22 protein-coding genes and 1 tRNA gene are annotated in these 19,609 nt (G+C 66.0%); 12 read left to right on the forward strand and 11 right to left on the reverse strand.

From position 1 onward, the window contains the following. Window positions 1–35 precede the first annotated feature (35 nt). Entirely contained in the window at window positions 36–1,919 is a 1,884-nt protein-coding gene (gene ftsH, locus ACZ5BT_RS04300) for an ATP-dependent zinc metalloprotease FtsH (protein WP_464885383.1), read from the reverse strand. Between the two features lie 139 nt (window positions 1,920–2,058). Here ftsH and dnaK point away from each other — a divergent pair, with 139 nt between their 5' ends. The 6 genes from dnaK to ACZ5BT_RS04330 all read left to right on the forward strand — a co-directional run bounded on the left by dnaK (window position 2,059) and on the right by ACZ5BT_RS04330 (window position 6,684). Next, entirely contained in the window at window positions 2,059–3,918 is a 1,860-nt protein-coding gene (dnaK, locus tag ACZ5BT_RS04305; protein WP_464885384.1) for a molecular chaperone DnaK, read from the forward strand. 32 nt (window positions 3,919–3,950) lie between these two features. Further along, window positions 3,951–4,475 carry a nucleotide exchange factor GrpE gene (locus ACZ5BT_RS04310; protein ID WP_464885385.1) on the forward strand — a complete coding sequence of 175 codons (525 nt, stop codon included), beginning with the start codon at window positions 3,951–3,953 and terminating at the stop codon, window positions 4,473–4,475. 30 nt (window positions 4,476–4,505) lie between these two features. Then, window positions 4,506–5,378: a DnaJ C-terminal domain-containing protein gene (locus tag ACZ5BT_RS04315; RefSeq protein ID WP_464885386.1), complete on the forward strand. Its 873-nt coding sequence runs from the start codon at window positions 4,506–4,508 to the stop codon at window positions 5,376–5,378. Beyond that, complete coding sequence (locus ACZ5BT_RS04320; protein WP_464885387.1) at window positions 5,378–5,620, forward strand: chaperone modulator CbpM; 243 nt, start codon at window positions 5,378–5,380, stop codon at window positions 5,618–5,620. The genes ACZ5BT_RS04315 and ACZ5BT_RS04320 overlap by 1 nt, the downstream gene beginning before the upstream one ends. A 111-nt stretch (window positions 5,621–5,731) precedes the next feature. After that, window positions 5,732–6,433, forward strand: a complete 702-nt coding sequence (locus ACZ5BT_RS04325; RefSeq protein WP_464885388.1) for a DUF433 domain-containing protein — start codon at window positions 5,732–5,734, stop codon at window positions 6,431–6,433. Further along, the gene (locus tag ACZ5BT_RS04330; protein WP_464885389.1) at window positions 6,430–6,684 is read left to right on the forward strand and encodes a PIN-like domain-containing protein; all 255 of its coding nucleotides are present in this window, start codon (window positions 6,430–6,432) and stop codon (window positions 6,682–6,684) included. Before ACZ5BT_RS04325 ends, ACZ5BT_RS04330 begins: the two co-directional genes overlap by 4 nt. A 280-nt stretch (window positions 6,685–6,964) precedes the next feature. On the opposite strand, the gene ACZ5BT_RS04335 is transcribed toward ACZ5BT_RS04330, so the two are convergent. The 3 genes from ACZ5BT_RS04335 to ACZ5BT_RS04345 are packed head-to-tail and all read right to left on the reverse strand — an operon-like array spanning window position 6,965 to window position 9,921. Beyond that, window positions 6,965–7,330 carry a carboxymuconolactone decarboxylase family protein gene (locus ACZ5BT_RS04335; protein ID WP_464885390.1) on the reverse strand — a complete coding sequence of 122 codons (366 nt, stop codon included), beginning with the start codon at window positions 7,328–7,330 and terminating at the stop codon, window positions 6,965–6,967. 20 nt (window positions 7,331–7,350) lie between these two features. Continuing rightward, complete coding sequence (locus ACZ5BT_RS04340) at window positions 7,351–9,273, reverse strand: cation:proton antiporter domain-containing protein (protein ID WP_464885391.1); 1,923 nt, start codon at window positions 9,271–9,273, stop codon at window positions 7,351–7,353. A 9-nt stretch (window positions 9,274–9,282) separates the two neighbouring features. After that, window positions 9,283–9,921 (reverse strand): HAD family hydrolase, encoded by a 639-nt coding sequence (locus ACZ5BT_RS04345; RefSeq protein ID WP_464885392.1) that lies wholly within the window; start codon window positions 9,919–9,921, stop codon window positions 9,283–9,285. A gap of 175 nt (window positions 9,922–10,096) precedes the next feature. On the opposite strand from ACZ5BT_RS04345, the gene ACZ5BT_RS04350 reads away from it, so the two are divergent. The 3 genes from ACZ5BT_RS04350 (at window position 10,097) to ACZ5BT_RS04360 (ending at window position 12,073) form a co-directional block, all read left to right on the forward strand. Further along, window positions 10,097–11,173 (forward strand): integrase core domain-containing protein, encoded by a 1,077-nt coding sequence (locus ACZ5BT_RS04350; protein ID WP_464885393.1) that lies wholly within the window; start codon window positions 10,097–10,099, stop codon window positions 11,171–11,173. A gap of 99 nt (window positions 11,174–11,272) precedes the next feature. Further along, entirely contained in the window at window positions 11,273–11,920 is a 648-nt protein-coding gene (locus tag ACZ5BT_RS04355; protein ID WP_464885394.1) for an NYN domain-containing protein, read from the forward strand. Between the two features lie 78 nt (window positions 11,921–11,998). Next, window positions 11,999–12,073: transfer RNA gene (locus ACZ5BT_RS04360), tRNA-Glu, on the forward strand. A 65-nt stretch (window positions 12,074–12,138) separates the two neighbouring features. Here ACZ5BT_RS04360 and ACZ5BT_RS04365 read toward each other — a convergent pair. The 5 genes from ACZ5BT_RS04365 to ACZ5BT_RS04385 form a co-directional block, all read right to left on the reverse strand. Beyond that, the gene (locus ACZ5BT_RS04365) at window positions 12,139–12,948 is read right to left on the reverse strand and encodes an HpcH/HpaI aldolase/citrate lyase family protein (protein WP_464885395.1); all 810 of its coding nucleotides are present in this window, start codon (window positions 12,946–12,948) and stop codon (window positions 12,139–12,141) included. A 111-nt stretch (window positions 12,949–13,059) separates the two neighbouring features. Next, complete coding sequence (locus ACZ5BT_RS04370; RefSeq protein ID WP_464885396.1) at window positions 13,060–14,226, reverse strand: serine hydrolase; 1,167 nt, start codon at window positions 14,224–14,226, stop codon at window positions 13,060–13,062. Continuing rightward, on the reverse strand, window positions 14,223–14,894 hold the full coding sequence (locus ACZ5BT_RS04375) for an SdpI family protein (RefSeq protein ID WP_464885397.1): 672 nt from the start codon (window positions 14,892–14,894) through the stop codon (window positions 14,223–14,225). Before ACZ5BT_RS04375 ends, ACZ5BT_RS04370 begins: the two co-directional genes overlap by 4 nt. Beyond that, entirely contained in the window at window positions 14,891–15,541 is a 651-nt protein-coding gene (locus tag ACZ5BT_RS04380) for an SdpI family protein (protein ID WP_464885398.1), read from the reverse strand. The genes ACZ5BT_RS04375 and ACZ5BT_RS04380 overlap by 4 nt, the downstream gene beginning before the upstream one ends. Then, window positions 15,501–15,818 (reverse strand): metalloregulator ArsR/SmtB family transcription factor, encoded by a 318-nt coding sequence (locus tag ACZ5BT_RS04385; RefSeq protein WP_464885399.1) that lies wholly within the window; start codon window positions 15,816–15,818, stop codon window positions 15,501–15,503. Before ACZ5BT_RS04385 ends, ACZ5BT_RS04380 begins: the two co-directional genes overlap by 41 nt. Before the next feature lie 50 nt (window positions 15,819–15,868). On the opposite strand from ACZ5BT_RS04385, the gene ACZ5BT_RS04390 reads away from it, so the two are divergent. Both ACZ5BT_RS04390 and ACZ5BT_RS04395 read left to right on the forward strand, forming a co-directional pair. Further along, a complete protein-coding gene (locus tag ACZ5BT_RS04390; RefSeq protein ID WP_464885400.1) occupies window positions 15,869–16,750 on the forward strand; it encodes an ABC transporter ATP-binding protein in 882 nt (293 codons plus the stop codon). 1 nt (window position 16,751) lies between these two features. Beyond that, window positions 16,752–17,543, forward strand: coding sequence for a hypothetical protein (locus ACZ5BT_RS04395; protein WP_464885401.1), 792 nt, complete (start codon window positions 16,752–16,754; stop codon window positions 17,541–17,543). A 93-nt stretch (window positions 17,544–17,636) separates the two neighbouring features. On the opposite strand, the gene ispG is transcribed toward ACZ5BT_RS04395, so the two are convergent. Beyond that, the gene (gene ispG / locus ACZ5BT_RS04400; protein WP_464885402.1) at window positions 17,637–18,842 is read right to left on the reverse strand and encodes a flavodoxin-dependent (E)-4-hydroxy-3-methylbut-2-enyl-diphosphate synthase; all 1,206 of its coding nucleotides are present in this window, start codon (window positions 18,840–18,842) and stop codon (window positions 17,637–17,639) included. A 144-nt stretch (window positions 18,843–18,986) separates the two neighbouring features. On the opposite strand from ispG, the gene ACZ5BT_RS04405 reads away from it, so the two are divergent. Further along, window positions 18,987–19,199 carry a YHS domain-containing protein gene (locus tag ACZ5BT_RS04405; RefSeq protein WP_464885403.1) on the forward strand — a complete coding sequence of 71 codons (213 nt, stop codon included), beginning with the start codon at window positions 18,987–18,989 and terminating at the stop codon, window positions 19,197–19,199. A 121-nt stretch (window positions 19,200–19,320) separates the two neighbouring features. Here ACZ5BT_RS04405 and ACZ5BT_RS04410 read toward each other — a convergent pair whose 3' ends face one another. Further along, the gene (locus tag ACZ5BT_RS04410) at window positions 19,321–19,596 is read right to left on the reverse strand and encodes a glutaredoxin family protein (RefSeq protein WP_464885404.1); all 276 of its coding nucleotides are present in this window, start codon (window positions 19,594–19,596) and stop codon (window positions 19,321–19,323) included. Window positions 19,597–19,609 lie beyond the last annotated feature (13 nt).

Raw genomic sequence — 19,609 nt, forward strand, 5'->3', positions numbered from 1 at the left:
GCAGTTTATTTAGCTGTACACCGAGGGGCCGCCCCCTAAGCCCCGCCTAACGCCCCGCCGGGCTTGATCTTCGGGATCACCCGCCGGCCCTCGAGGGCCGAGCCTTCCCCGCCCGGGGGCTTTTCCTGGCTTTCCGGGGGCAGGCCCTGGACCAGGCGTTCGATCATCTCGGCGGTCAGGGTCTCGCGCTCGAGCAGGGCCTCGGCGACCCGCTCGAGGACGGCCCGACGGTCCTCGAGCAACGCCTTGACCCGGCGGTATTCCCGGGTGATGAGGTCCCGCACCGCCTCGTCGATCCGCCGCGCGGTCTCCTCCGAGTAGCGCCGGGTCTCGTAGCCGCCGAGATAGGTATCCTCGCGCACCGCGTAGGCCACGGTGCCGAACTCGGGGTGCATGCCCCACTCGGTGATCATGCGTCGGGCCAGCTCGGTGGCCTGGCGGAAGTCGTTTTCCGCCCCGGTGGTCACGTCATCGAAGACCAGCTCTTCCGCCGCCCGCCCGGCGAGCGAGACCGCGATCTGGTCGAGCAGGCGCTTTTTGGTCCAGTGCAGCATCTCCTCACGCTTTGGCATCATGAACCCGAGCGCCCGCCCCCGCGGCACGATGGTGACCTTGTGCACCGGGTCGGCGTGCTCGAGGAAATGCGCGGCCAGCGCGTGTCCGGCCTCGTGGTAGGCGGTGATGCGACGGTCGCGCTCGCTGAAGACCATGCTGCGCTTGGCCGGCCCCATCATCACCCGATCGGCGGCCTCCTCGAGGTCGGCCATGGTGATCCGCTTGCGCCCGTCGCGGGCCGCGAGCAACGCCGCTTCATTGAGGAGGTTTTCCAGATCGGCCCCCACGAAGCCGGGGGTGCGCTTTGCCACCTCGGCCAGGTCCACATCGTCGGCCAGCGGCTTGCCCCGCGCGTGGATGCGCAAAATCGCCTCCCGACCGCGAACGTCCGGCGCCCCGATCTCGATCTGCCGGTCGAAGCGCCCCGGCCGCAAAAGCGCCGGGTCCAGAACGTCCGGGCGGTTGGTCGCCGCCATCACGATGATGTTGGTCTCCTGGTTAAAGCCGTCCATCTCGACCAGGAGCTGGTTGAGGGTTTGCTCGCGCTCGTCGTTGCCGCCCCCCATCGAAACCCCGCGCCGGCGTCCGACGGCGTCGATCTCGTCGATGAAGACGATGCAGGGCGCGTTGCGCCGGGCGGTTTCGAAGAGGTCGCGCACCCGGGCCGCGCCCACGCCCACGAACATCTCAACGAAATCCGAGCCGCTGGCGGTGATGAAGGGCACCCGGGCTTCGCCGGCGACCGCCCGCGCGATGTGAGTCTTCCCCGACCCCGGGGGCCCCACCAGCAAGACGCCTTTCGGCGTGCGCGCCCCCATCTCGCGGAAACGCTGGGGATGCTTGAGATACTCGACGATCTCCTTAAGTTCCTCTTTCGCCTCCTCGGCCCCCGCCACGTCGCCGAAGGTGGTCTTGGGGGCCTCGGTGAGCACCCGGGCCCGGCTCTTGGTAAAGCCGAAGGCGCCATCGGTCCCGCCGCCGCCCCGGGCGTTGCGCGAAAAGTACCAGAAACCAAAGACCAAAGCCCCGATCGCCAGCAACGGCACCAGCAGCCCCGGCCAGGCCATCCCCGAACCCGGCGGCTTTACCCGCACCTCGATCCCCTGTTCGGCCCACGAGCGGACGGCCTGGGTCTCGGGAGGCGCCGGGGCATAGGTGACGAAACGCGAGCCGTCGGCGAGCCGGCCGCTCAAGCGATCCCCCTGGATCACGACCTCGCGCACGCGCCCGGCGTCAATTTCGTTGAGAAAGGTCGAGTACGGCAGGGTCCCGGTGACCTCCTGAGGACTGCCGAGGCTCACCGCCCAGGCGATCAATATCGCCACCAACAACAAGAGCCAGAGGTTGAAGGGACGCCCGCGCATGTGTGTCTTCAGTATAGACCAGGGGTCTCGGACGCAGGGTGCCGTAGAACCGATTTGCAATATGACAAGACTAGACTCAGGTCTATTGACATCACGATTGGCTGCAGCTATGCTATGAGCAGAGAGAAGGGGGTTGACGATGAGCAAAGCCGTAGGTATCGATTTGGGAACGACCAACAGCGTGGTCGCCACCGTGGAGGGTGGCAAGCCCGTGGTTTTGGAAAACGCCGAGGGCGAGCGGACCACGCCGTCGGTGGTGGCCTTTAAGGAAGGCGAGGTTTTGGTCGGCCGCATGGCCAAGCGTCAGGCGGTCCTGAACCCGGAAGGGACGATCTTCGAGGTCAAGCGCTTCATCGGGCGGCGCTGGGAAGAGGTTCAGGAAGAGGCGAACCGGGTGCCCTACCGGGTGGAAAAGGGCCCCGACGGCGGGGTGCGTATCCGGGTCGGCGACAAACTGTACACCCCCGAGGAGATCAGCGCCTTCGTGCTGCGCAAGCTGGTCAGCGACGCCTCGGCCAAGCTGGGGCAGAAGATCGAGAAAGCGGTGATCACGGTCCCCGCCTACTTCAACAACAGCCAGCGCGAAGCCACCGCCAACGCGGGGCGGATCGCCGGGCTCGAGGTGATGCGCATCATCAACGAGCCCACCGCCGCCGCGCTGGCCTACGGGCTGGATAAGAAGGGCAACGAGACGGTGCTGGTCTTCGACCTGGGCGGGGGGACCTTCGACGTAACCGTCCTCGAGATCGGCGACGGCGTGTTCGAGGTGAAGTCGACCTCGGGTGACACCCACCTCGGCGGCTCCGACATGGACCACGCCATCGTCGACTGGCTGGCCGACGAGTTCAAGAAGGAGCACGGGGTCGACCTCAAGGCCGACCGCCAAGCCCTGCAGCGCCTGATCGAGGCGGCCGAGAAGGCCAAGATCGAGCTTTCGTCGACCACCGAGACCACGATCAGCCTGCCCTTCATCGCCCTGGACCCCGCGAGCAAGACGCCGCTGCACCTGGAGAAAAAGCTCACGCGGGCCCAGTTCGAAGGCCTGATCCAGCCCATCCTGGCCCGGGTCCGGGGCCCGGTGGAGCAGGCGCTCAAGGACGCCGGCCTCACCAAAGACCAGATCGACGAGGTGATCCTGGTCGGCGGCGCGACCCGCGTGCCCGCGGTCCAGCAGATCGTCCAGGAAATGCTGGGGAAGACCCCCAACAAGTCGGTCAACCCCGATGAGGCGGTCGCGCTCGGGGCCGCCATCCAGGCCGGGGTCCTCACCGGCGAGGTCGGCGAGGTGGTCCTCCTCGACGTCACCCCGCTCAGCCTGGGCGTCGAGACCAAAGGTGGGGTCATGACGGTGCTGATCCCGCGCAACACCACCATCCCCACCCGCAAGTGCGAGACCTTCACCACCGCCGAACACAACCAGACCGCGGTCGAGGTGCACGTCCTCCAGGGCGAGCGGCCCCTCGCCAAGGACAACAAATCGCTCGGCCACTTCCGCCTCGAGGGCATCCCCCCGATGCCCGCCGGCGTGCCGCAGATCGAGGTCTGCTTCGACATCGACAGTAACGGCATTCTCCACGTAACCGCCAAAGAGCTCTCCACCGGCAAGGAGGCCTCGATCAAGATCGAAAACACCACCACGCTCTCCGAAGAAGAGATCCAGCGGATGATCGAGGAGGCCAAAAAACACGAGGAAGAGGACAAAAAGCGCAAGGCTCACGTCGAGCTCAAGAACAACCTCGACTCCGCCCGCATCCAGGCCGAACGCCTCCTGAGTGAAAAGGAGGGCGAGGCCAGCGCGAAAAGCCGCCTCGAGGCCGCGATCCAAAACGCCAAGGCGCTGGTGGAAAAGGACGCCGCCGACGAGGAGCTCAAAAAAGCGCTCGACGAGATCCTGGCCGCGATCCAGGCCTACGAGTCGAGCGCTTCGAGCAGCACCACGGCGGGCGGCGACCAGGGCCAGGGTGACGTCGTCGACACCGACTACAAGCCCGCCGAGTAACCCCTCGGCGGGCCCCCTTTGGGGGTGAAACGATGAGTGAGAAAACGTCCAACGACGAAGCCCGGCTTGAGGCGAAGGAAGCCGAGGTGCTCGAGGAGGCGGAGCGGGTCTCCGCCGAGCTGGAAGCCGCCCGGGCTGAGCTCGAATCGCTTAAGGAAAAGTACATCCGGCTCCTCGCCGACTTCGACAATTTCCGCAAGCGTTCGGCCGAAGCCCAGGAGGCGGCCAAGGCCGAGGGCCGCATGGAGGTCTTGCGGGCGGTGCTGCCGATCCTCGACGACCTCGAGCGGGCCCTGGCCCACGCCGAGACCCACCCCGACGCCGTGGTCGAGGGCGTCCGGAAGATCAAGGATGCCTTCCTGCGCACCCTTACCGGCCTCGGCGTCGAGGAGGTGCCGGGCGCGGGCGAGGCCTTCGACCCCCGCTACCACGAGGCCATCGGCGTGGTTGAAGACGAGGAGGAAGGCCGGGTGGCCGAGGTCTACCAAAAGGGCTTCCGCGTCGGGGAAAAGCTCGTGCGCCCGGCGCGGGTGAGCGTGACCAAAAAGAAGGCCTAGATCAAAGCCAGTCCCGATCGGAGAAGCGCCATGGAGTACAAAGACTACTACGCCATCCTCGGTGTGCCAAGGACCGCGTCCCAGGAAGAGATCAAGCGGGCCTACAAGAAACTGGCCCGCAAGTACCACCCGGACATCAACAAGGACCCGGGGGCCGAGGAAAAGTTCAAGGAGATCAACGAAGCCTACACGGTGCTCTCCGATCCACAAAAGCGGAAGATCTACGACCAGTACGGCACGGCCAAGGCCCCGCCCCCGCCGCCCCCCGGCGGCTGGCAGTGGGAGGGCGAGGCCGGCGTGGGGGATTTCTCCGACTTCTTCAAGAGCCTCTTCGGCTTCGGCGGCTTCGAAGATCTCTTCGGCAGCGGCGGCGTCCGCCGGGGGCCCCGCCGGGGCCGCGACTACGAGGTGGAGATCGAGATTCCCCTCGAACTCGCCTACCGGGGCGGGAAGCAGGTGATCGCCCTCGACGGCCGCCGGATCGAGGTCACCATCCCCCCCGGCATTCGCGAGGGGCAGCGGCTTCGCCTGGCGGGCCAGGGCGGCCCGGGCCAACCGCCGGGCGACCTCTACCTCACCGTTCGCCTGACGCCTTCGCAAAGCTTCCGCCTCGAGGGCCACGACGTTCACACCACGGCCAACGTCCCGGCGCCCATCGCCGTGGTGGGCGGCAAGATCCGCGTGCCCACCCTCGACGGAATGGTCGAGGTCACCGTGCCGCCACGCACCCAAAACGGTAAGAAGCTCCGGCTCCGGGGCAAGGGCTGGCCGAAACCGGGGGGTGGCCGTGGTGACCAGTACGTCGAGGTGCGCATCGTCATCCCCGAGCACCCCGACCCCGAGGAAGAACGGCTCTACCGTGAACTGGCGGCGCTTTTGCGGCGGAAGGGGGTGGTGGCCTGATGCTCGCCCGACCCGAACGCTACCCCATTTCCTACTTCCTCCGGGCCGGACTTTCGTCTTCGGTGGTGCGCGCGTACGTCGCCATCGGCTTCGTGGAGCCCGTCGAGATCGACGGCGAGCTCTTTTTCACCCGCACCGAGGTGGAGCGGGTCTTCCGGGCCGAGCGCATCCGAAAAGAGCTCGGCGCGAACCTCATCGGCGCCGCCCTGGTGGTCGAGGTACTGGAGCGCTTCGAACGTTGAGCGGTTGTTCTCTCAAACGCAGGCCCCGCCCACACCGCGGTTCGCTGTGATAAGCCGAGTGAACGCCCCAAGCCTTTTAGGATATGAAGGAGGGCACTGGGGGGAGGTGTCATGAAGGCGGAAACACAAACGCGTCCACACCCCTTGGGTGATACTCCGCTCTACACCACGGGAGAAGCCGCCCGCTATCTGCGCATTCCGGCGAGCACCGTACGGGCCTGGATCGCCGGGCGCAGCTTTCCCACCACTGAGGGGACCAAACTCTCGCCGCCAGTCATCCGCCTCGCGAACCAGGAGGGGATCTACCGGTTGAGCCTGAACAACCTCGTTGAACTCTATGTGCTCAGAACCCTCCGCACCCAGCACGCGGTGCGCCTTGAGGACATTCGCCGCGCGCTGGACTACGCTGAGCGCGAACTCGGCATTGAGCGTCTCTTAATCCATCCCCAGCTCAAGACCACAGGCGGGGACCTCTTCATCGAACGCTACGGCCAGCTCATCAGCCTCAACCGCTCGGGCCAAGTGGCCCTCAAGGAGGTGCTCAGGAACGCGCTCACGCGGATCGAGTGGGAGGAAAGCCTCCCAGCACGACTTTTCCTTTCCATACCCACGCGCGAGGAGCGCAAGAGCATTTACGTAGACCCCCGCATCCACTTCGGGAGACCCTCGGTAGGTGGGGTGGAAACCCGGGTGATCGCCGCACGCGTCGATGCGGGGGAAGACCCCCGCGAACTGGCGGAAGATTACGGACTACCCCTCGATGAAGTCATGGATGCCCTGGTCTTTGAGAATACCCTGGCGAGGGCGGCTTGAGTGTTTTCTTTACCGACCGCAACCTAGGAAAACGCTTTGGGCGCCGATTGCGCGAGCTCGGACTCAAAGTCGAACTCCACGACAACCATTTTCCGCAGAACGCCACCGACGAGGAAATCCTCGCCTTCGTCGCCCACAGGGAATGGGTCCTGCTCACGCTTGACCTACATCTGCGATACCGACCAGCAGAGAAGGAGGCCATCCGGCGCCATGCCGCCCGGGTCATCCACCTCAAAATCTCCAAGCAGTAGTCGCTCCTCGCGCTGGCCGAGCACTTTGCACGCCACCACCACCGGGTGGAGAAATTCTTACAGAAGACCCAGCCCCCGCTCTTTGCCGTTTACCGCATTGATTCCAAAGGCCGTCCTAACATCGAGCGCAAACGGCTTTAAGAACGCCGACCCGGAAAAGGCCACGGCAGGACCAAGGGTCATCGTAAGCGGCTGCCAGATTGCCACTCACACACCCAAACGCTCGAGGCCCCTCGTCGAGCTGCCGCGACCCCGCGACCAAAAACGTCCTTTTTGAACCTTATTCGGTGTCCTCGAGGGCCCCATCCTGCTTTTTTCTAAACTTCCTCCAGCGCTCAAAGGCGGCGATGGCCCGGGGAAAACCGAAAAAGAGGGCTGCCTGGAGCAAGGTTTCCTTGATCTCGGCCTCGGTCGCCCCGTTTTTGAGCGCGCCCCTGAAATGGGTCGCGATCTCCGGCGGGCTGCCGAGCGCGACCAGGCTGGTGATCGCGAGCAGTTCGCGGGTCTTGAGGTCGAGTCCGTCGCGGGAGAGGACCTCACGGTAGGCGAATCCTTCGATGTACGCGGCCAGATCGGGATCGAGGCTTTCGAGCCGCTCCCGAATCCGCCCCTCGTCGTCACCCCAGATGCCCTCGAGGGCGTCCATGCCCCCATCCTAACCAAGGTTCAGGGCGCACCCAGCTTGACCATGACCTCTTCCAGGCTCTCCGGACTGCCCATCAGCGTCACCCGATCGCCGAGCCTCAGCTGGGTGTAACCGTGGGTCACGATGGCCTCGTGCCCCCGGTGGATGGCGAGCACCAAAACGTCGGCGGGAAGCCTGAGTTCCCGCAGCGGAACACCGTCGAAAGCGGGATCGCGCATCTCGACGTCCACCACCCGCTGGCCCTCCTCGAGGCCCAAAAAGATCGCCGCACCCCCCGGGCTCTCGACGAACTGGGCCAGGAGGTGCACGGTGGCGGTCGTGGGGTCCACCACCATGCAACCGAGCGCCTGGAAACGCTCGACCGGCACCCGGCCCTGGTAGCGCACCACCAGGTTGCGAAGCCCGTATTCCTCGTAAAAGTGGCGGCAGATCTCGAGGTTCTCCTCATCTGTGAGCATCGCCACCACCGCGTCCGCCCCCTCGGGGTCGAGCGCGGAAAACGCCCCCGGGCGAAAGGCGGTCGCCGTGAGCCCCTGCTCGCGCAACACCTCAACCCGCGCCGGATCCGGGGAAGCCAGCTTCACCGACCACCCCCGGGCGGCAAGCCGCCGCGCCAGGGCCAGCGCCTGGTCATCGTCGCCGAAGACGATCGCGTCGTGGGCATCGTCCAGGGTGCCGCCTGCCCCCCGGGTGTGGGTCTCCCCGGCCAGCCTGAGCGCCTTTTTAAAGAGCGGCGGCCCGACCACCTGGTTGAGGACCACCAGGGCCACCACCACGGTGGCGAAGGCCTCGCCAAAGGCGGGGAAGGCATCGGCCACCTTCTTGGCAAGCCCCAGGGCAACGCCGGCCTGGGTAATAAAGGCCATCCAGGAGATCGCGTTCAGTCGCAGCGGGTCCCCCGCCACCAGCCCGCCGGCGAATGAGCCCAGAAAGACGCCCACCAGCCGCACGGCAAAGAGCGCCAGGGCCACCGGCCAGGCGGCGAGGAGCACGTCCAGCGCCAGCGAGGCGCCGGCAAGGGTGAAAAAGGCGATGTAGACCGCGGGGGAAAGGGCCTCGAGCAGGCGAACGAACTCGTCGCGGAGCGGCGTTTTGTTGACCAAAAGGAAGGCGGCCAGAAGCCCCGCGAGCAGCGGCTCCGGGACCAGCGCCACCCCGAGGTAGGTGCTGCTCGCCCGCTCGATCGCCGAGGCGATCACGAACACCCCGTAGCCGCCAAAGAGCACCGCGCTCCCCTTAAGCCAGGGGGGCCAGTGTTGCGTCAACGCCCGGATGAAAAAGTACAAGAGCCCGTAGCCCAAGGCCGCTGAAAGCGCGAGGTCAACGAGCAAGACCAGCAGAAAGCCGAGCCCCAGGGGCGCGTCCGTGACCCAGGCCCGCGCAAGCTCGAAGACGATGGCAAAGAGCGCGATGACCATGACGTCCTTCACCACCGTCACCCCCAGCGCGAGCTGGGTCAGCGGACCTTTGGCCCTGAGCTCGCTGATCACCGCGATCGTTGACGACGGGGAACGCGCGAGGAGGATCACCCCCATGAGCAGGGCGATGGCCAGCCGCGTGCCCGGACCCAGGCCCTCAAACCCCTGAACCATCCCCGAAAGCCGCCACATGGCCCAGGCGCCGATGGCCAGGGTGATCACGATCTGCCCCAGGGTGACCCACACGATGGCCCCGATCCGCGAGCGCAGCTCGCGCAGGTAGAGTTCAGAGCCCGCGGCCAGGGCGATCACCGCCAGGGCCATCTCGTCAACAAAGCGCAGCTTTTCTAAATCCGATTGTGAGAGCAGGCCGAGGGCGTAGGGCCCGATGAGGATGCCCGCCACCAGGAAGCCGGTGATGAGCGGCAGGTCGTATTTGGCGAAATAATCGCCAATTTGCTTTGATGCCAGGGCCAAAACGGCGAAGCTGGCAAAGATCAGGAGGAGTTCAAGGGCCGCCTCCACCCGTGCCCCTCAAAGGACTTCCAAAACCGGCTCCAGGCCCCGGTAGGGATCGGTCAAGACCGCCTGCATGCCCAGGGCCCGGGGTGCATCGTGATCGTTTTCCTCGTTGTCGCCCACGAAGAGCACCCGCTCGGGCAAAACGCCGACCGACTCCAGCGCGATCCGGTAGATGGCGGGCTCGGGCTTGGCCACCCCCACCGCCGCCGAAGGCACGATGGCGTCGAAGTACTTGGCGAGGTCCATGACCTCGAGGATCTCCGGCAGGAGCACGTCCCAGTTGGAAACCGCGGCCAGCCGCAGCCCCCGGCGCTTCAGGGTCTCGAGCACCTCGGGCGTCCCCGGGGTCTTGGGCCAGAGCGCCTGGCTGTGCCAGTGCGCCACCAGCCAGTCGGCCACCCGATCCGGCTCCCTCACCCCCAAACCGGCCAGGAGCATCCGGTCGAAGTTCCGCCAGAGCGAAATGGCCTCTTCCCGGGTCCTGGCCTGCATGTGGTGGGCGTTGTAGTACTCGTAGGCCGGTACCAGCGCCTCGCGCAGCTTGCTCCAATCCGCCTTTTCGCCGAGCTCATCCAGCACCGCCGGGAGCCAGGTTCGGGGGTCGGTGTGGATGAGCGTGCCGCCAACGTCGAAGAAAACCGCCTCGATCATTAGAGGTCACTATAAACCGCATGTCCCACGCGCCATGGTGAGCGGCGTACCAGCCGGGTAAGGGGGGTCTGGAGCGGAAGGCACACGAACGGCAAAAATGAACCCGGACAGACACATGTGAGACCGAATCGATAAGAATGTGGGGACCACTCCAGGAGAGAGGAGGTCCCCACGTATGCAGCTTACAACGGTTGGCCGGGAGGTATGGAGGGGGGCGAGGAAAGCCCAGGTGCTCCAGGAGGCTGGAGCGGGCGACCCCACGGTCCAAGACCGTCTGCGAAAGCTCAAACAAGTCGAGGCGTTCCGGAAACACAAGGTGGGCTGGTCCGAGATCCAGTCCCTGGTGGGAATCAGCCGAGCCACCTACTACCGCTGGAAAAAGCGACTCAGGGAAGAAGGCCTCAAAGGCCTTGGGCCCAGATCCAAACGCCCAAGGCGGTTGCGACGAAAGCTCCACTGGACGCCCGAACTTCTCATTGCGATTGAAACTTTGAGGAAGCAAAACCCCACCTGGGGCCGCTGGCCGATCTGGCTGGCCTTGGGGAAGCAAGGCTTTGGGGTTAGCGAACGCACCGTGGGCCGCATCCTGGCCCACCTGGGAGCGCACCGTCGTGTTGAAAGCGTGGCCGCCTTCCTGGCCCGGGCGAGACGGGGGAAGGTGAAGCGAAGGCCCAGGCGCCCCTACGCCAGGAGGAAACCCAAAAGCTACGTCGCCTCCTCACCCGGCGACCTGGTTCAGGTGGACACCCTTACCGTGACCCTAGGACCCGGGGAGGTCGTCAAGCATTTTTCGGCGGTAGACCTTTACACCCGCTTTTCCCTGGCCGAGGTGCACACCCGGGCCACCGCCAACCTAGCAGCTGGCTTTCTGGCCCACCTCATCACCCAGGCCCCCTTTCCCGTCAGGGCCATTCAGGTGGACGGGGGCAGCGAGTTCATGGCCGAGTTTGAGGAAACTTGCCAACGTTTGGGTATCGAGCTCTTCGTGCTGCCCCCGAGAAGTCCCAAGCTCAATGGCCACGTGGAGCGGATGCAGCGGACCTTCAGGGAGGAGTTTTACACCCGGCCGTTGCCTTCCCGGATCCCCGAGCTCCAAAGGGAGCTCGACGCCTATCTGGACTACTACAACCGCAGGAGGCCCCATCGTGCGCTCAACGGCCTTGCGCCCCTAGAGTTCCTGGCTATGATCCAAAAGGAGGCGGTCCCCCGGAGTGTCTCAGATGTGTTGGCCGATTACAAAAAATTGACATAGGCGGAGGGCATCCTCTATAGTGAATCTACATCCCCCTACTGCGCTGCAGTAGGTGCAGGGCCGCGAAAGCGGCCCTTGCGTCGTTTTATACTGGCCGGCGTGCCACGGCTATTCATTTACGTGGACGGCTTCAATTTCTATTACGGTGCCGTGAAGGGAACTCCGTACCGGTGGGTCAATCTGGAGCGGCTTTTCGAGCTGCTCTTCCCCCATGACGAGATCGTGAAGATCCGCTACTTCACTGCCGATGTCTCGGACAACCCCCTCAATCCCGGGCAGCGCATTCGACAAAAAACATATCTCCGCGCACTGCGCACGCTCCCTAAGGTGGAAATCCATAAGGGCTTTTTCTTATCTCACGTCGTTACCATGCCCAAAGCCCAAGCAAAGAGGGAAGCGGTCCGTGTCATCAAGTTCGAGGAGAAGGGTTCCGACGTCAACCTCGCGACCCACCTCATCTTTGACGCTTTGGAGAACCGCTTCGACGTCGCGGCGGTGGTCTCCAATGACAGCGACCTCGCCTTCCCGATCGAGATGGTCCGTTCACGACTAAAGAAAGTCGTCGGGGTTGTTGGGTATGACCCCAGACTCCAAAAGAAGTACGGGAAGAAGAGCCGGCAGAGCAAGCGGCTTGCAGAAGTCGCTTCCTTCTTCAAAGCAATCCGTGAAACTGCCCTTATGAAGGCCCAGTTCCCGGATGAGCTCGAGGACGAGCGCGGCAAATTTACAAAGCCTCAGGCCTGGTAGCTTTTGCCGGGGCCGGTCAAGCGACTGCACCAATTTGCGCCGGCCGGCCACCTGAGGTACACTGGCTGTCTGGTGCCTGGCCCCATCGTCTAGCGGTCAGGACACCGCCCTCTCAAGGCGGAGACGGGGGTTCAATTCCCCCTGGGGTCACCAAAAAAACGGCCGGGCCGGCGGGCCCGGCCCCCTTCTTTTCGGAACATGACGCGGACGCCGCGCCTTCAGCGACCCCCGCCCGCCTGGCGAAGGACCTCTTCGGCCCAGGCCACGACCGGCGGGTCGATGAAGCGACCGTCCGGGAGTTTGGCCACCGCTCGCCCCTGGCGGCGTGCGGCCGCGAAGGCCTCGAGGACGGCCCGGGCTTCCTCGATCTCGGCTGCGGTGGGGGCGAAAGCGCGCTTGACCGGGACGATCTGCCGGGGGTGGAGCAGCGTCTTTCCGGCAAAGCCCAGGTCGCGCTCGTGACGGGCCTCGGCCTCGAGGCCAGCTTCGTCGTCCAAAAAGGGATACACACCGGCAATCGGCGCCAAAAGCCCCACCGCCCGGCTCGCCGCGACCAAATGGCTTTTGGCGTAGAGCAGGGCGTCCCGACAATAGCGGGCACCGATGTCCTTTTGGTAGTCCAGGGCGCCGAAGATGAACCGCTCCACCCCGTCGCCGGCGATCTCGAGGGCCAGGAAAAGCCCGCGAGCGCTCTCGATCATGGCGATGAGGGGCAGCCCCATCCGCCGCGCCGGGGCGAGCACCTCCGGGGCCTCAACCTTGGGGAGCACGATGGCGGTGACGTGGGGCAGTGGCAGGGCCTTTTGGTCCTCGGGGAAAAAGTCGCTCTGGGGGTGGTTGACCCGGAGGACCACCCTCGGCCGCGGCTCGGCTTTTGCCAGCACCCGGGCGCTGACCTCCCGGGCGGCGCGCTTTTCCCCCTCGGGAACGGCGTCCTCCCAGTCCACGATGACCACGTCGGCCTCCGAGCCGAGGGCCTTTCTCAGCTTTCGCTCGTCGTTGCCGGGGACAAAGAGCCAGCTGCGCATAGGCCTATTCAATCAGGATGGGCGGCTTGCTGCCCAGACCTTCTGTCCTCCAGCGGCAGACCGGCCGCAGGGCCACGAATGGGGAGGGACCGGGAACGCCCGGGGCTGCACTCAGTCACCCTCGCGCTGCGCGAGCAGCTCGAGGACCCCACCGTAGGTCGCCATGAGCCGATCCTGGCGGAGCCCCCGCGCGTTCCAGGTGGCCACCGCGCAAAAGCGCCGGCCGTCTTTGGCGACGAGGGCGGTGGTCAGATTCAACACCCCGACCTCGCTGCCGCCTTTAAACGCCACCTGCTTCCAGGCTTCAGGCCGGGCAAGGCCCGCGTTGATCCCCGAGATCGGCGTCGAGAGCGCCCGGTAGGCGAGTTGACACAGTTCAAAGGCGCTGTAGTGCCACTCGACCTCGAGGTTCCAAGGCCCCCGGTAGAACGCGGTGACGCTGGGGAGCGGCCGGGCCTCGGCCTCGGCCACGAGCTTCCGCCTTTCCTCAAGGTCCGCCGAGGTGTAGCGCTCGAGAAGGGCCGGATCGCTCCGCAGGACGAAAAATGCCCGGGTGGAGAGCAGCGGCCGGTTCTCGTAGGCAAAGCGCTCCACCGCCGCCCGGCCGAGGGTGTGAATGAGGTGGTCGGTGGCGGTGTTATCGCTCTCGGCCATCATCCGCCCGGCGAGGTCGGCCAGGGTGAGCGGCGTACCTCCGGGCCAGTTTTGCAGCTGACCGGTGGGCAGGCTCTTCCAGGCGGGGTTGAGGCGCACCACCTCGTCCCAACGACGTTCGCCCCGCTCGATCGCATCGAGCAGGGCGGCCAGGACCGAGAGCTTGAAGGCCGAGCCCACGGCGAGCCGGGCCCCGGGGTTCAGCGACACGAGGGGCCGGTCACCTTCGAGCACCAGGAAATGGACCTCGCCGGGGAGCGATTCGAGCGAGCTCTTCGCCTCACGAAGCGAGGCCAGGCGCTGTCTGGGAGGTTTGAAGAAGAGGCCGGCGATCTTCCCCGCGGCGTTCAGGGTGATCGTGGCCGGCACCTCGCCGCGCTCAAAGACCACGACCCAACCTTCCCCTTCCGGCCGAACCGCCAGAAACCGTCCCAGCGTGCGTTTGAATTGGCCGACGATGGCCTCGATCTGTGCTGTCGGCACGGCTTTCAAAAACTCATCGGTAAACCACTCCGCCCGAGGGCGTTCGGTGAAAAGGGCCTCGAGGCGCGCTGCCTCGGGCGCCCGGGCCCAGGCGATGCCCAAAAGGGCAAGGGCCAGCAGGAAGATTGCCTTGCGCTTCATCCCTCCTCCTTTCGTGCGATTTTCCTGGCGTAGTGAACCGAGCAGGCGGCGGCGATCAGCAAGCCGGCGACGAGAACCAGCGCCGTCAGGAACCCCGGCAAAAAGAGCGCAGCCACAGCGCCGGCCGCGCCGGCCATCGCCATAACGCGGCCGGCATAACGGTTTGCCTTTTCCCAGACCACAGGGTCACTCAGGGTCTCCTCGGTCCGAAATCCGAAGCAGCGGTTCGGTTGGGGCGGGGCCACGGCGAGAGTGACACCGATAGCGAGGATGGAAAGCCCCACGAGTCCCATCACCGCCCGGAAGGCCAGTTCGCCCACCTGGAGCGTGGCCGGGCCTGGCAGATGCACCACCTCGCCCCGGGCCAGGCTCTGCCGCGTTATTGCGATCACCAGCAACTGAATGATGGCGAAGGTCCAGGCGACGATCGCCGCGGCCAGGCGGCCCGCCTCGCCCTGACGGCGGGCGAAGAAGAGGATCAAAAGCGGGAACGCGCTCGCCAGGACCGGCAGCGTCAGGAGTTCGGTCTTCGGGCCCACCCGGTCGAGGCCCGAAGGCCCCCAGTGGGCGGGAATGCGCTCGGGGAAGACGAAAAGGGCGGCAAGGGTCGCACCCCAAATGAGCATCAGGGGAAGCGCGACGCCCCAAAAGCGGTATTTCCAGGTCACGGTGCCCCTCCGCGCTCTTCCTGACGCCACACCCGGTAGGAAACGTAGACCACCCAGAGGGTGGCGAGGATCTCAAGGCCGATGGCGGCGGCAAGGGCCGTGCTCGGGGGAGCGACGAAGGCCAGCAAGAGCGTCACCCCGCCGACGCCGACGAAGAGCCAGCCCGCAAGCCGGTGCGTCTTCTGCCAGGAGGCCTTGCTGGCGAGGGTCCAGGGGGTGCGCACGCCGAAGACCCAGTTTTGCGGGACCTTGGGCAGATAATTGCCGAGGATCAAAAAGAGCAGCCCCAACGCCATGACCACCCCCTTGAGCGGCGAGAAGGCGCTGCGGCTCAGGGTGGCGAAGAGGGCATAGAGGATCCCGGCCTGGACGAAAAAGAGCCCCCAGGTCGTGGCCGCCACCATCAGCGGCCAGCTCTTCCACTCGCCGCGCTTTTGGGGGTCGATCCTTGGCCAGAAGACCATGAAGAGAAAAAGGGCGCTGGCGATGGCGGGCATCGCCAAAAACTCGGCCTTACTCCCCCAGCGGTCCACCTCGCCGGCGAAGTTCCAGTGCACCGGCACCCGCTCCGGGAGCTGAAAATACGCCCAGAGCGTCAGCCACCAGTTAAGCAGGAGCCCCAGGATCGCCACACGGTGTCGTCCCATCCGCACTCCCCTCCTTCCCCGCTTGGAGCTCGATCAAAAAGGCCAGGGCCTCCTCGAGGACCGAGGTCGCGAGGCGGTAGATGCGCTCGTTGCCCCGGGCCTCGACCTCGACCAGCCCGGCGCTGCGCAGCACGCCCAGGTGCTGGCTGAGGGTGCTGCGCGCGAGGGGAAACGCCTCCGCGATCTCCCCGGCGCTCTTTTCCCCTTCGCGGAGCAGTTTCAAGATTTCCCGCCGGGTCGGGTCGGCCAGGGCCTTGAAGAGGCGAGAAAAGCTCACACCCCAATTTTACTTGCTATTTCGCCATTTTGCGAAATAGAATGCCCTCGATGCTCAAGCTCAGTGGGATCCACGCTGGCTACGGCGCACGCGAGGTGCTGCATGGGGTCGACCTCGACCTTCAAGCGGGATTTTACGTGCTGCTCGGCCCCAACGGGGCGGGCAAAACCACGCTCTTTCGCGTCGCCGCCGGGGTGCTGCCGGCCCGGCGGGGCGGGGTGCGGCTGCTGGGAAAAGACCCCCATCGCGAGCCGCAGGTCAAGAAAGCGCTCGCCTACCTGCCCCACCGCGCCGGGATGACCCCGGAGGCCAGGGTGCGCGACGAGCTCGAATTCTGGGCCCGGGCGCTGGGCGTCGGGCCCGGGCGCGTGGACGAGATCGCCGGGCGGTTGCACCTCGTCCCCTTGCTGGCAAAGCGCCTGGGCTCGCTCTCCCGGGGCCAGCTGCAGCGGGTGGCCCTCGCACGGGCTTTGCTCGGCGACCCGCGGGTGCTCCTCCTCGACGAACCGACCACCGGGCTCGACCCCACCGCCGCCCGCGAGCTGCGGTCGCTTTTAAAATCGCTCGCCGAAGAACGCCTCGTCCTCTACTCCACCCACAACCTCTACGAAGCCCGGGAGCTCGCCGAGGAAGTGCTCTTTTTGCGCCAGGGGCGGCTCGTGGCCCGGGGCCGGCTCGAGGCCCTCACGACCGGGGGCAGGCGTCGCCTGGTGCTCCGCCTCGGCGCCGGGGCCAGCGAAGCGCTCCGGGCCCTCGAGGTCCCCTTCGAGGAACGCGGGGGGCGTTACTGGGTCGAGGTGGAAAACGACGGGGCGGCGGCCCGGCTGGTTCGGGCCCTGGTCGAAAAAGGGGTCGAGGTCTTCCGGGTGGAAGAGGCGGAAAACCCGCTCGAGCGCTGGTTTTTCGACCTCGAGGACGGAGCGGAGGCCTGAGATGGGTTGGCGGTTGGCAAAGATCCTCTTCGGTCACGAGCGAAAGGTGCTCAGCCCCAAGCTCTACCTGGTTCCCCTCGGCTACGCGGCCATCTTCTGGGCCTTCACCCTGGTCGCGGTCTACCTGCCGGGGCTCTTCACCGGCCCCACCCGACGGGCCCTCGAGGCCGCGGCCCGGCTCTACTTCCCCGGTCTCGAGGGCAACCTGGCGCTGGCGGCGGCCCTGGTATACCTGCAGGGTCCCTACCTCATCACCCTCTTCGTGGCCCTCACCGCGAGCGGCGGCGTCGAAGCCGCCTTTGCCAGCGAGAGCGGGCGGGCCCGGATCGAGCTCTTGCTCGCCGGCCCCTACCGCAAAAGCGAGGTGGGGCTCGCCCTCTTGCTCTCGCGCCTCTTCCATACCGCCGTGGGCTGGGCGCTGCTTACGCTTTCCGCCTTTGGCGGCGCGTATGTCCTGCTCGCCCTTTTGGGAGCCAGCATCCGGCTCCAGGGCGCCTTCGTGGCGCTGGTGGCGGTGGTGCCGCTGGCGGTGGCGCTCTTTTCGGTGACCGTGGCGCTCTTCCTCGCGCTCTTCTTCCCCGCCCTGACCCGGGTGCAGCTCGGCAACTCCGGCAGCCTCCTTCGCACCCTCGCCCTTTTGCCGGTGCTGGCGCTCTTCCTCACCATCACCTTCCGCCCCGACCTGAACCCCTGGACCGTGGCCTGGGTCGCCCTGGCGGCAGGGCTTTTGGGGTTTGCCCTCGGCGCCTGGGCGTTTGGCCGCTTTTTCAGGGCCGAGACGATTCTTTCTTAAGTACCCCGCCGTGGCAAAAGCCACGGCGGGGACCCCGGGCAAACGCAAACGACCGCCAATCTCGCACCGTCATGTTGAAAAACCCGTGGACGCTCACTTGGCGCCGAAGCGCCTTTCGACGTAGGCCTCGAGGATGGCCAGGAACTGGGCCTCGAGGTCTTCCCCGGAAAGCGTCGTGAAGTGCTTGCCGTCGACGTAAACCGGAACTTTTGGGTCCTCGCCGGTGCCGGGGAGGCTGATGCCGATGTCGGCGTGCTTGGACTCTCCGGGGCCGTTGACCACGCAGCCCAAGACCGCCACCTTGAGCGTCTCGACGCCGGGGTAGCGCGCCTTCCACTCGGGGAGCCTGGCCTTCAAGTAGGCCTCGACCCGCTCGGCCAGCTCCTGGAAGCGGGTGCTGGTGGTGCGACCGCAACCCGGGCAGGCCGAGACCTCGGGCGAGCGACGGCGCAACCCCAGCGCCTGGAGCAGCTCCCAGGCCACCTCGACCTCGCGGCTGCGGGGCTCGCCGGGACGCGGGGTGAGCGAGACGCGGATGGTGTCGCCGATGCCCTCGAGCAAAAGCGGCGCCAGAGCGGCGGTGCTGGCCACGATTCCCTTGGTGCCCATGCCGGCCTCGGTGAGGCCGAGGTGCAGGGCGAAGGGGGTGCGCCGGGCGAGCTCGCGGTAGACCCAAAGCAGCTCGGCCACCCGCGACACCTTGGCCGAGAGCACGATGTGGTCTTCCCGGAGGCCGAGCGCTAGCGCCGCCTCCGCCGAGCGCACCACGCTCTCAACCAGCGCCGAGAGCACCACCGCCTCGGCCGGGGCCGGCTCCGCCCGGCGCGCGTTTTCGTCCATGAGCTCGGCCAGGACCTCCATATCCAGCGAGCCCCAGTTGCCCCCGATGCGCACCGGCTTTTCCAGGTCCCTGGCCACGGCGATCATTTCGGAAAACGCCTGATCCTTTCGCTTTTTGCCCAGGGTGCCGGGGTTGATGCGGAACTTATCCAGCGCCTGGGCCGCCTTCGGGAACCTTCGCAGCAAAACGTGCCCCGAGAAGTGAAAGTCGCCGACCAGGGGAACCGAAAGCCCCTGGTCTTCGAGCCGTTCCTTGATCTCGGGAACCGCCCTCGCCGCCGCCTCGTTGTTCACCGTGATGCGGACGATCTCGGCACCCGCCGCCGCCAGCTCGGCGACCTGGGCCGCGGTCGATTGGGCATCGGCGGTGTCCGTATTGGTCATCGCCTGCACCACCACCGGATGCCCGCCACCGACGGGTACCTGTCCGATCCACACCGTAGGGGTTGCCCTTCGCACCCCCCCAGTCTATGGCAGCGGCCACCCGGCTTCGCGGATCGAGCCCACGTTTCCAGGATACCCGCCACCCCTCTTCCCACCCCCCCCGGGGTGGGTTATAATGACCACCTGGGGGTTCGCATCACCCCGGAAGGAGGCACGAGCATGGAAATGGTCAAGGATCCCGTTTGTGGTATGGAGGTCAACCCCAAGGAGACCAGCTTCGTTTCCGAGTACGAGGGCAAGACCTACTACTTCTGCTGCGCTGGCTGCAAGAAGAGCTTCGACAAGGCGCCCGAAGATTATATCGGCGGCGGCCACGGTGGCCACGGCGGCCATCACCACGGCCACGGCGGCCATCATCACGGCCACCACTAACCGCCAAAGCGCACCTTCGCCATACCAGTACCCCAAAAAGCGCCCCCTGGCCTGGCCAGGGGGCGCGAACTTGGCACGAAAAGCCCCCACCGTGGCAAACGCCACGGTGGGGCGGTCTCGCCTAACCCTCGAGCTTTAAGAGCCTTGCGATCTTCGGCCGCTGCTCGGGGAAGGTGCCGTAGAAGAATTCCTTGCCGATGACGGTGATGGGAGCGACGCGAACGCCGTATTTTTGTTTGGCCTCCTCCATCACCTTGGGGTCGGTGAGGTCGCGCTCCTCGTAGGCGATGCCCTTGGCCTCGAGCCAGGCTTTGAGGGCGCGGCAGTCGCTGCAGGTGGGGGTGGTGTAGAGCACCACCTTGCTGGTCGCTTTTCGGTTCAAAAGCACTTTCAGCATCGCTCCCGACCTC

This window comes from Vulcanithermus mediatlanticus (assembly GCF_055385885.1).

Bases quoted from the DNA above. Each gene is read 5' to 3' on its own strand.
- ftsH (WP_464885383.1), bottom strand. From the start codon at position 1,919: ATGCGCGGGCGTCCCTTCAACCTCTGGCTCTTGTTGTTGGTGGCGATA.
- dnaK (WP_464885384.1), top strand. From the start codon at position 2,059: ATGAGCAAAGCCGTAGGTATCGATTTGGGAACGACCAACAGCGTGGTC.
- ACZ5BT_RS04310 (WP_464885385.1), top strand. From the start codon at position 3,951: ATGAGTGAGAAAACGTCCAACGACGAAGCCCGGCTTGAGGCGAAGGAA.
- ACZ5BT_RS04315 (WP_464885386.1), top strand. From the start codon at position 4,506: ATGGAGTACAAAGACTACTACGCCATCCTCGGTGTGCCAAGGACCGCG.
- ACZ5BT_RS04320 (WP_464885387.1), top strand. From the start codon at position 5,378: ATGCTCGCCCGACCCGAACGCTACCCCATTTCCTACTTCCTCCGGGCC.
- ACZ5BT_RS04325 (WP_464885388.1), top strand. From the start codon at position 5,732: ATGAAGGCGGAAACACAAACGCGTCCACACCCCTTGGGTGATACTCCG.
- ACZ5BT_RS04335 (WP_464885390.1), bottom strand. From the start codon at position 7,330: ATGGACGCCCTCGAGGGCATCTGGGGTGACGACGAGGGGCGGATTCGG.
- ACZ5BT_RS04345 (WP_464885392.1), bottom strand. From the start codon at position 9,921: ATGATCGAGGCGGTTTTCTTCGACGTTGGCGGCACGCTCATCCACACC.
- ACZ5BT_RS04350 (WP_464885393.1), top strand. From the start codon at position 10,097: ATGCAGCTTACAACGGTTGGCCGGGAGGTATGGAGGGGGGCGAGGAAA.
- ACZ5BT_RS04365 (WP_464885395.1), bottom strand. From the start codon at position 12,948: ATGCGCAGCTGGCTCTTTGTCCCCGGCAACGACGAGCGAAAGCTGAGA.
- ACZ5BT_RS04370 (WP_464885396.1), bottom strand. From the start codon at position 14,226: ATGAAGCGCAAGGCAATCTTCCTGCTGGCCCTTGCCCTTTTGGGCATC.
- ACZ5BT_RS04380 (WP_464885398.1), bottom strand. From the start codon at position 15,541: ATGGGACGACACCGTGTGGCGATCCTGGGGCTCCTGCTTAACTGGTGG.
- ACZ5BT_RS04390 (WP_464885400.1), top strand. From the start codon at position 15,869: ATGCTCAAGCTCAGTGGGATCCACGCTGGCTACGGCGCACGCGAGGTG.
- ACZ5BT_RS04395 (WP_464885401.1), top strand. From the start codon at position 16,752: ATGGGTTGGCGGTTGGCAAAGATCCTCTTCGGTCACGAGCGAAAGGTG.
- ACZ5BT_RS04405 (WP_464885403.1), top strand. From the start codon at position 18,987: ATGGAAATGGTCAAGGATCCCGTTTGTGGTATGGAGGTCAACCCCAAG.
- ACZ5BT_RS04410 (WP_464885404.1), bottom strand. From the start codon at position 19,596: ATGCTGAAAGTGCTTTTGAACCGAAAAGCGACCAGCAAGGTGGTGCTC.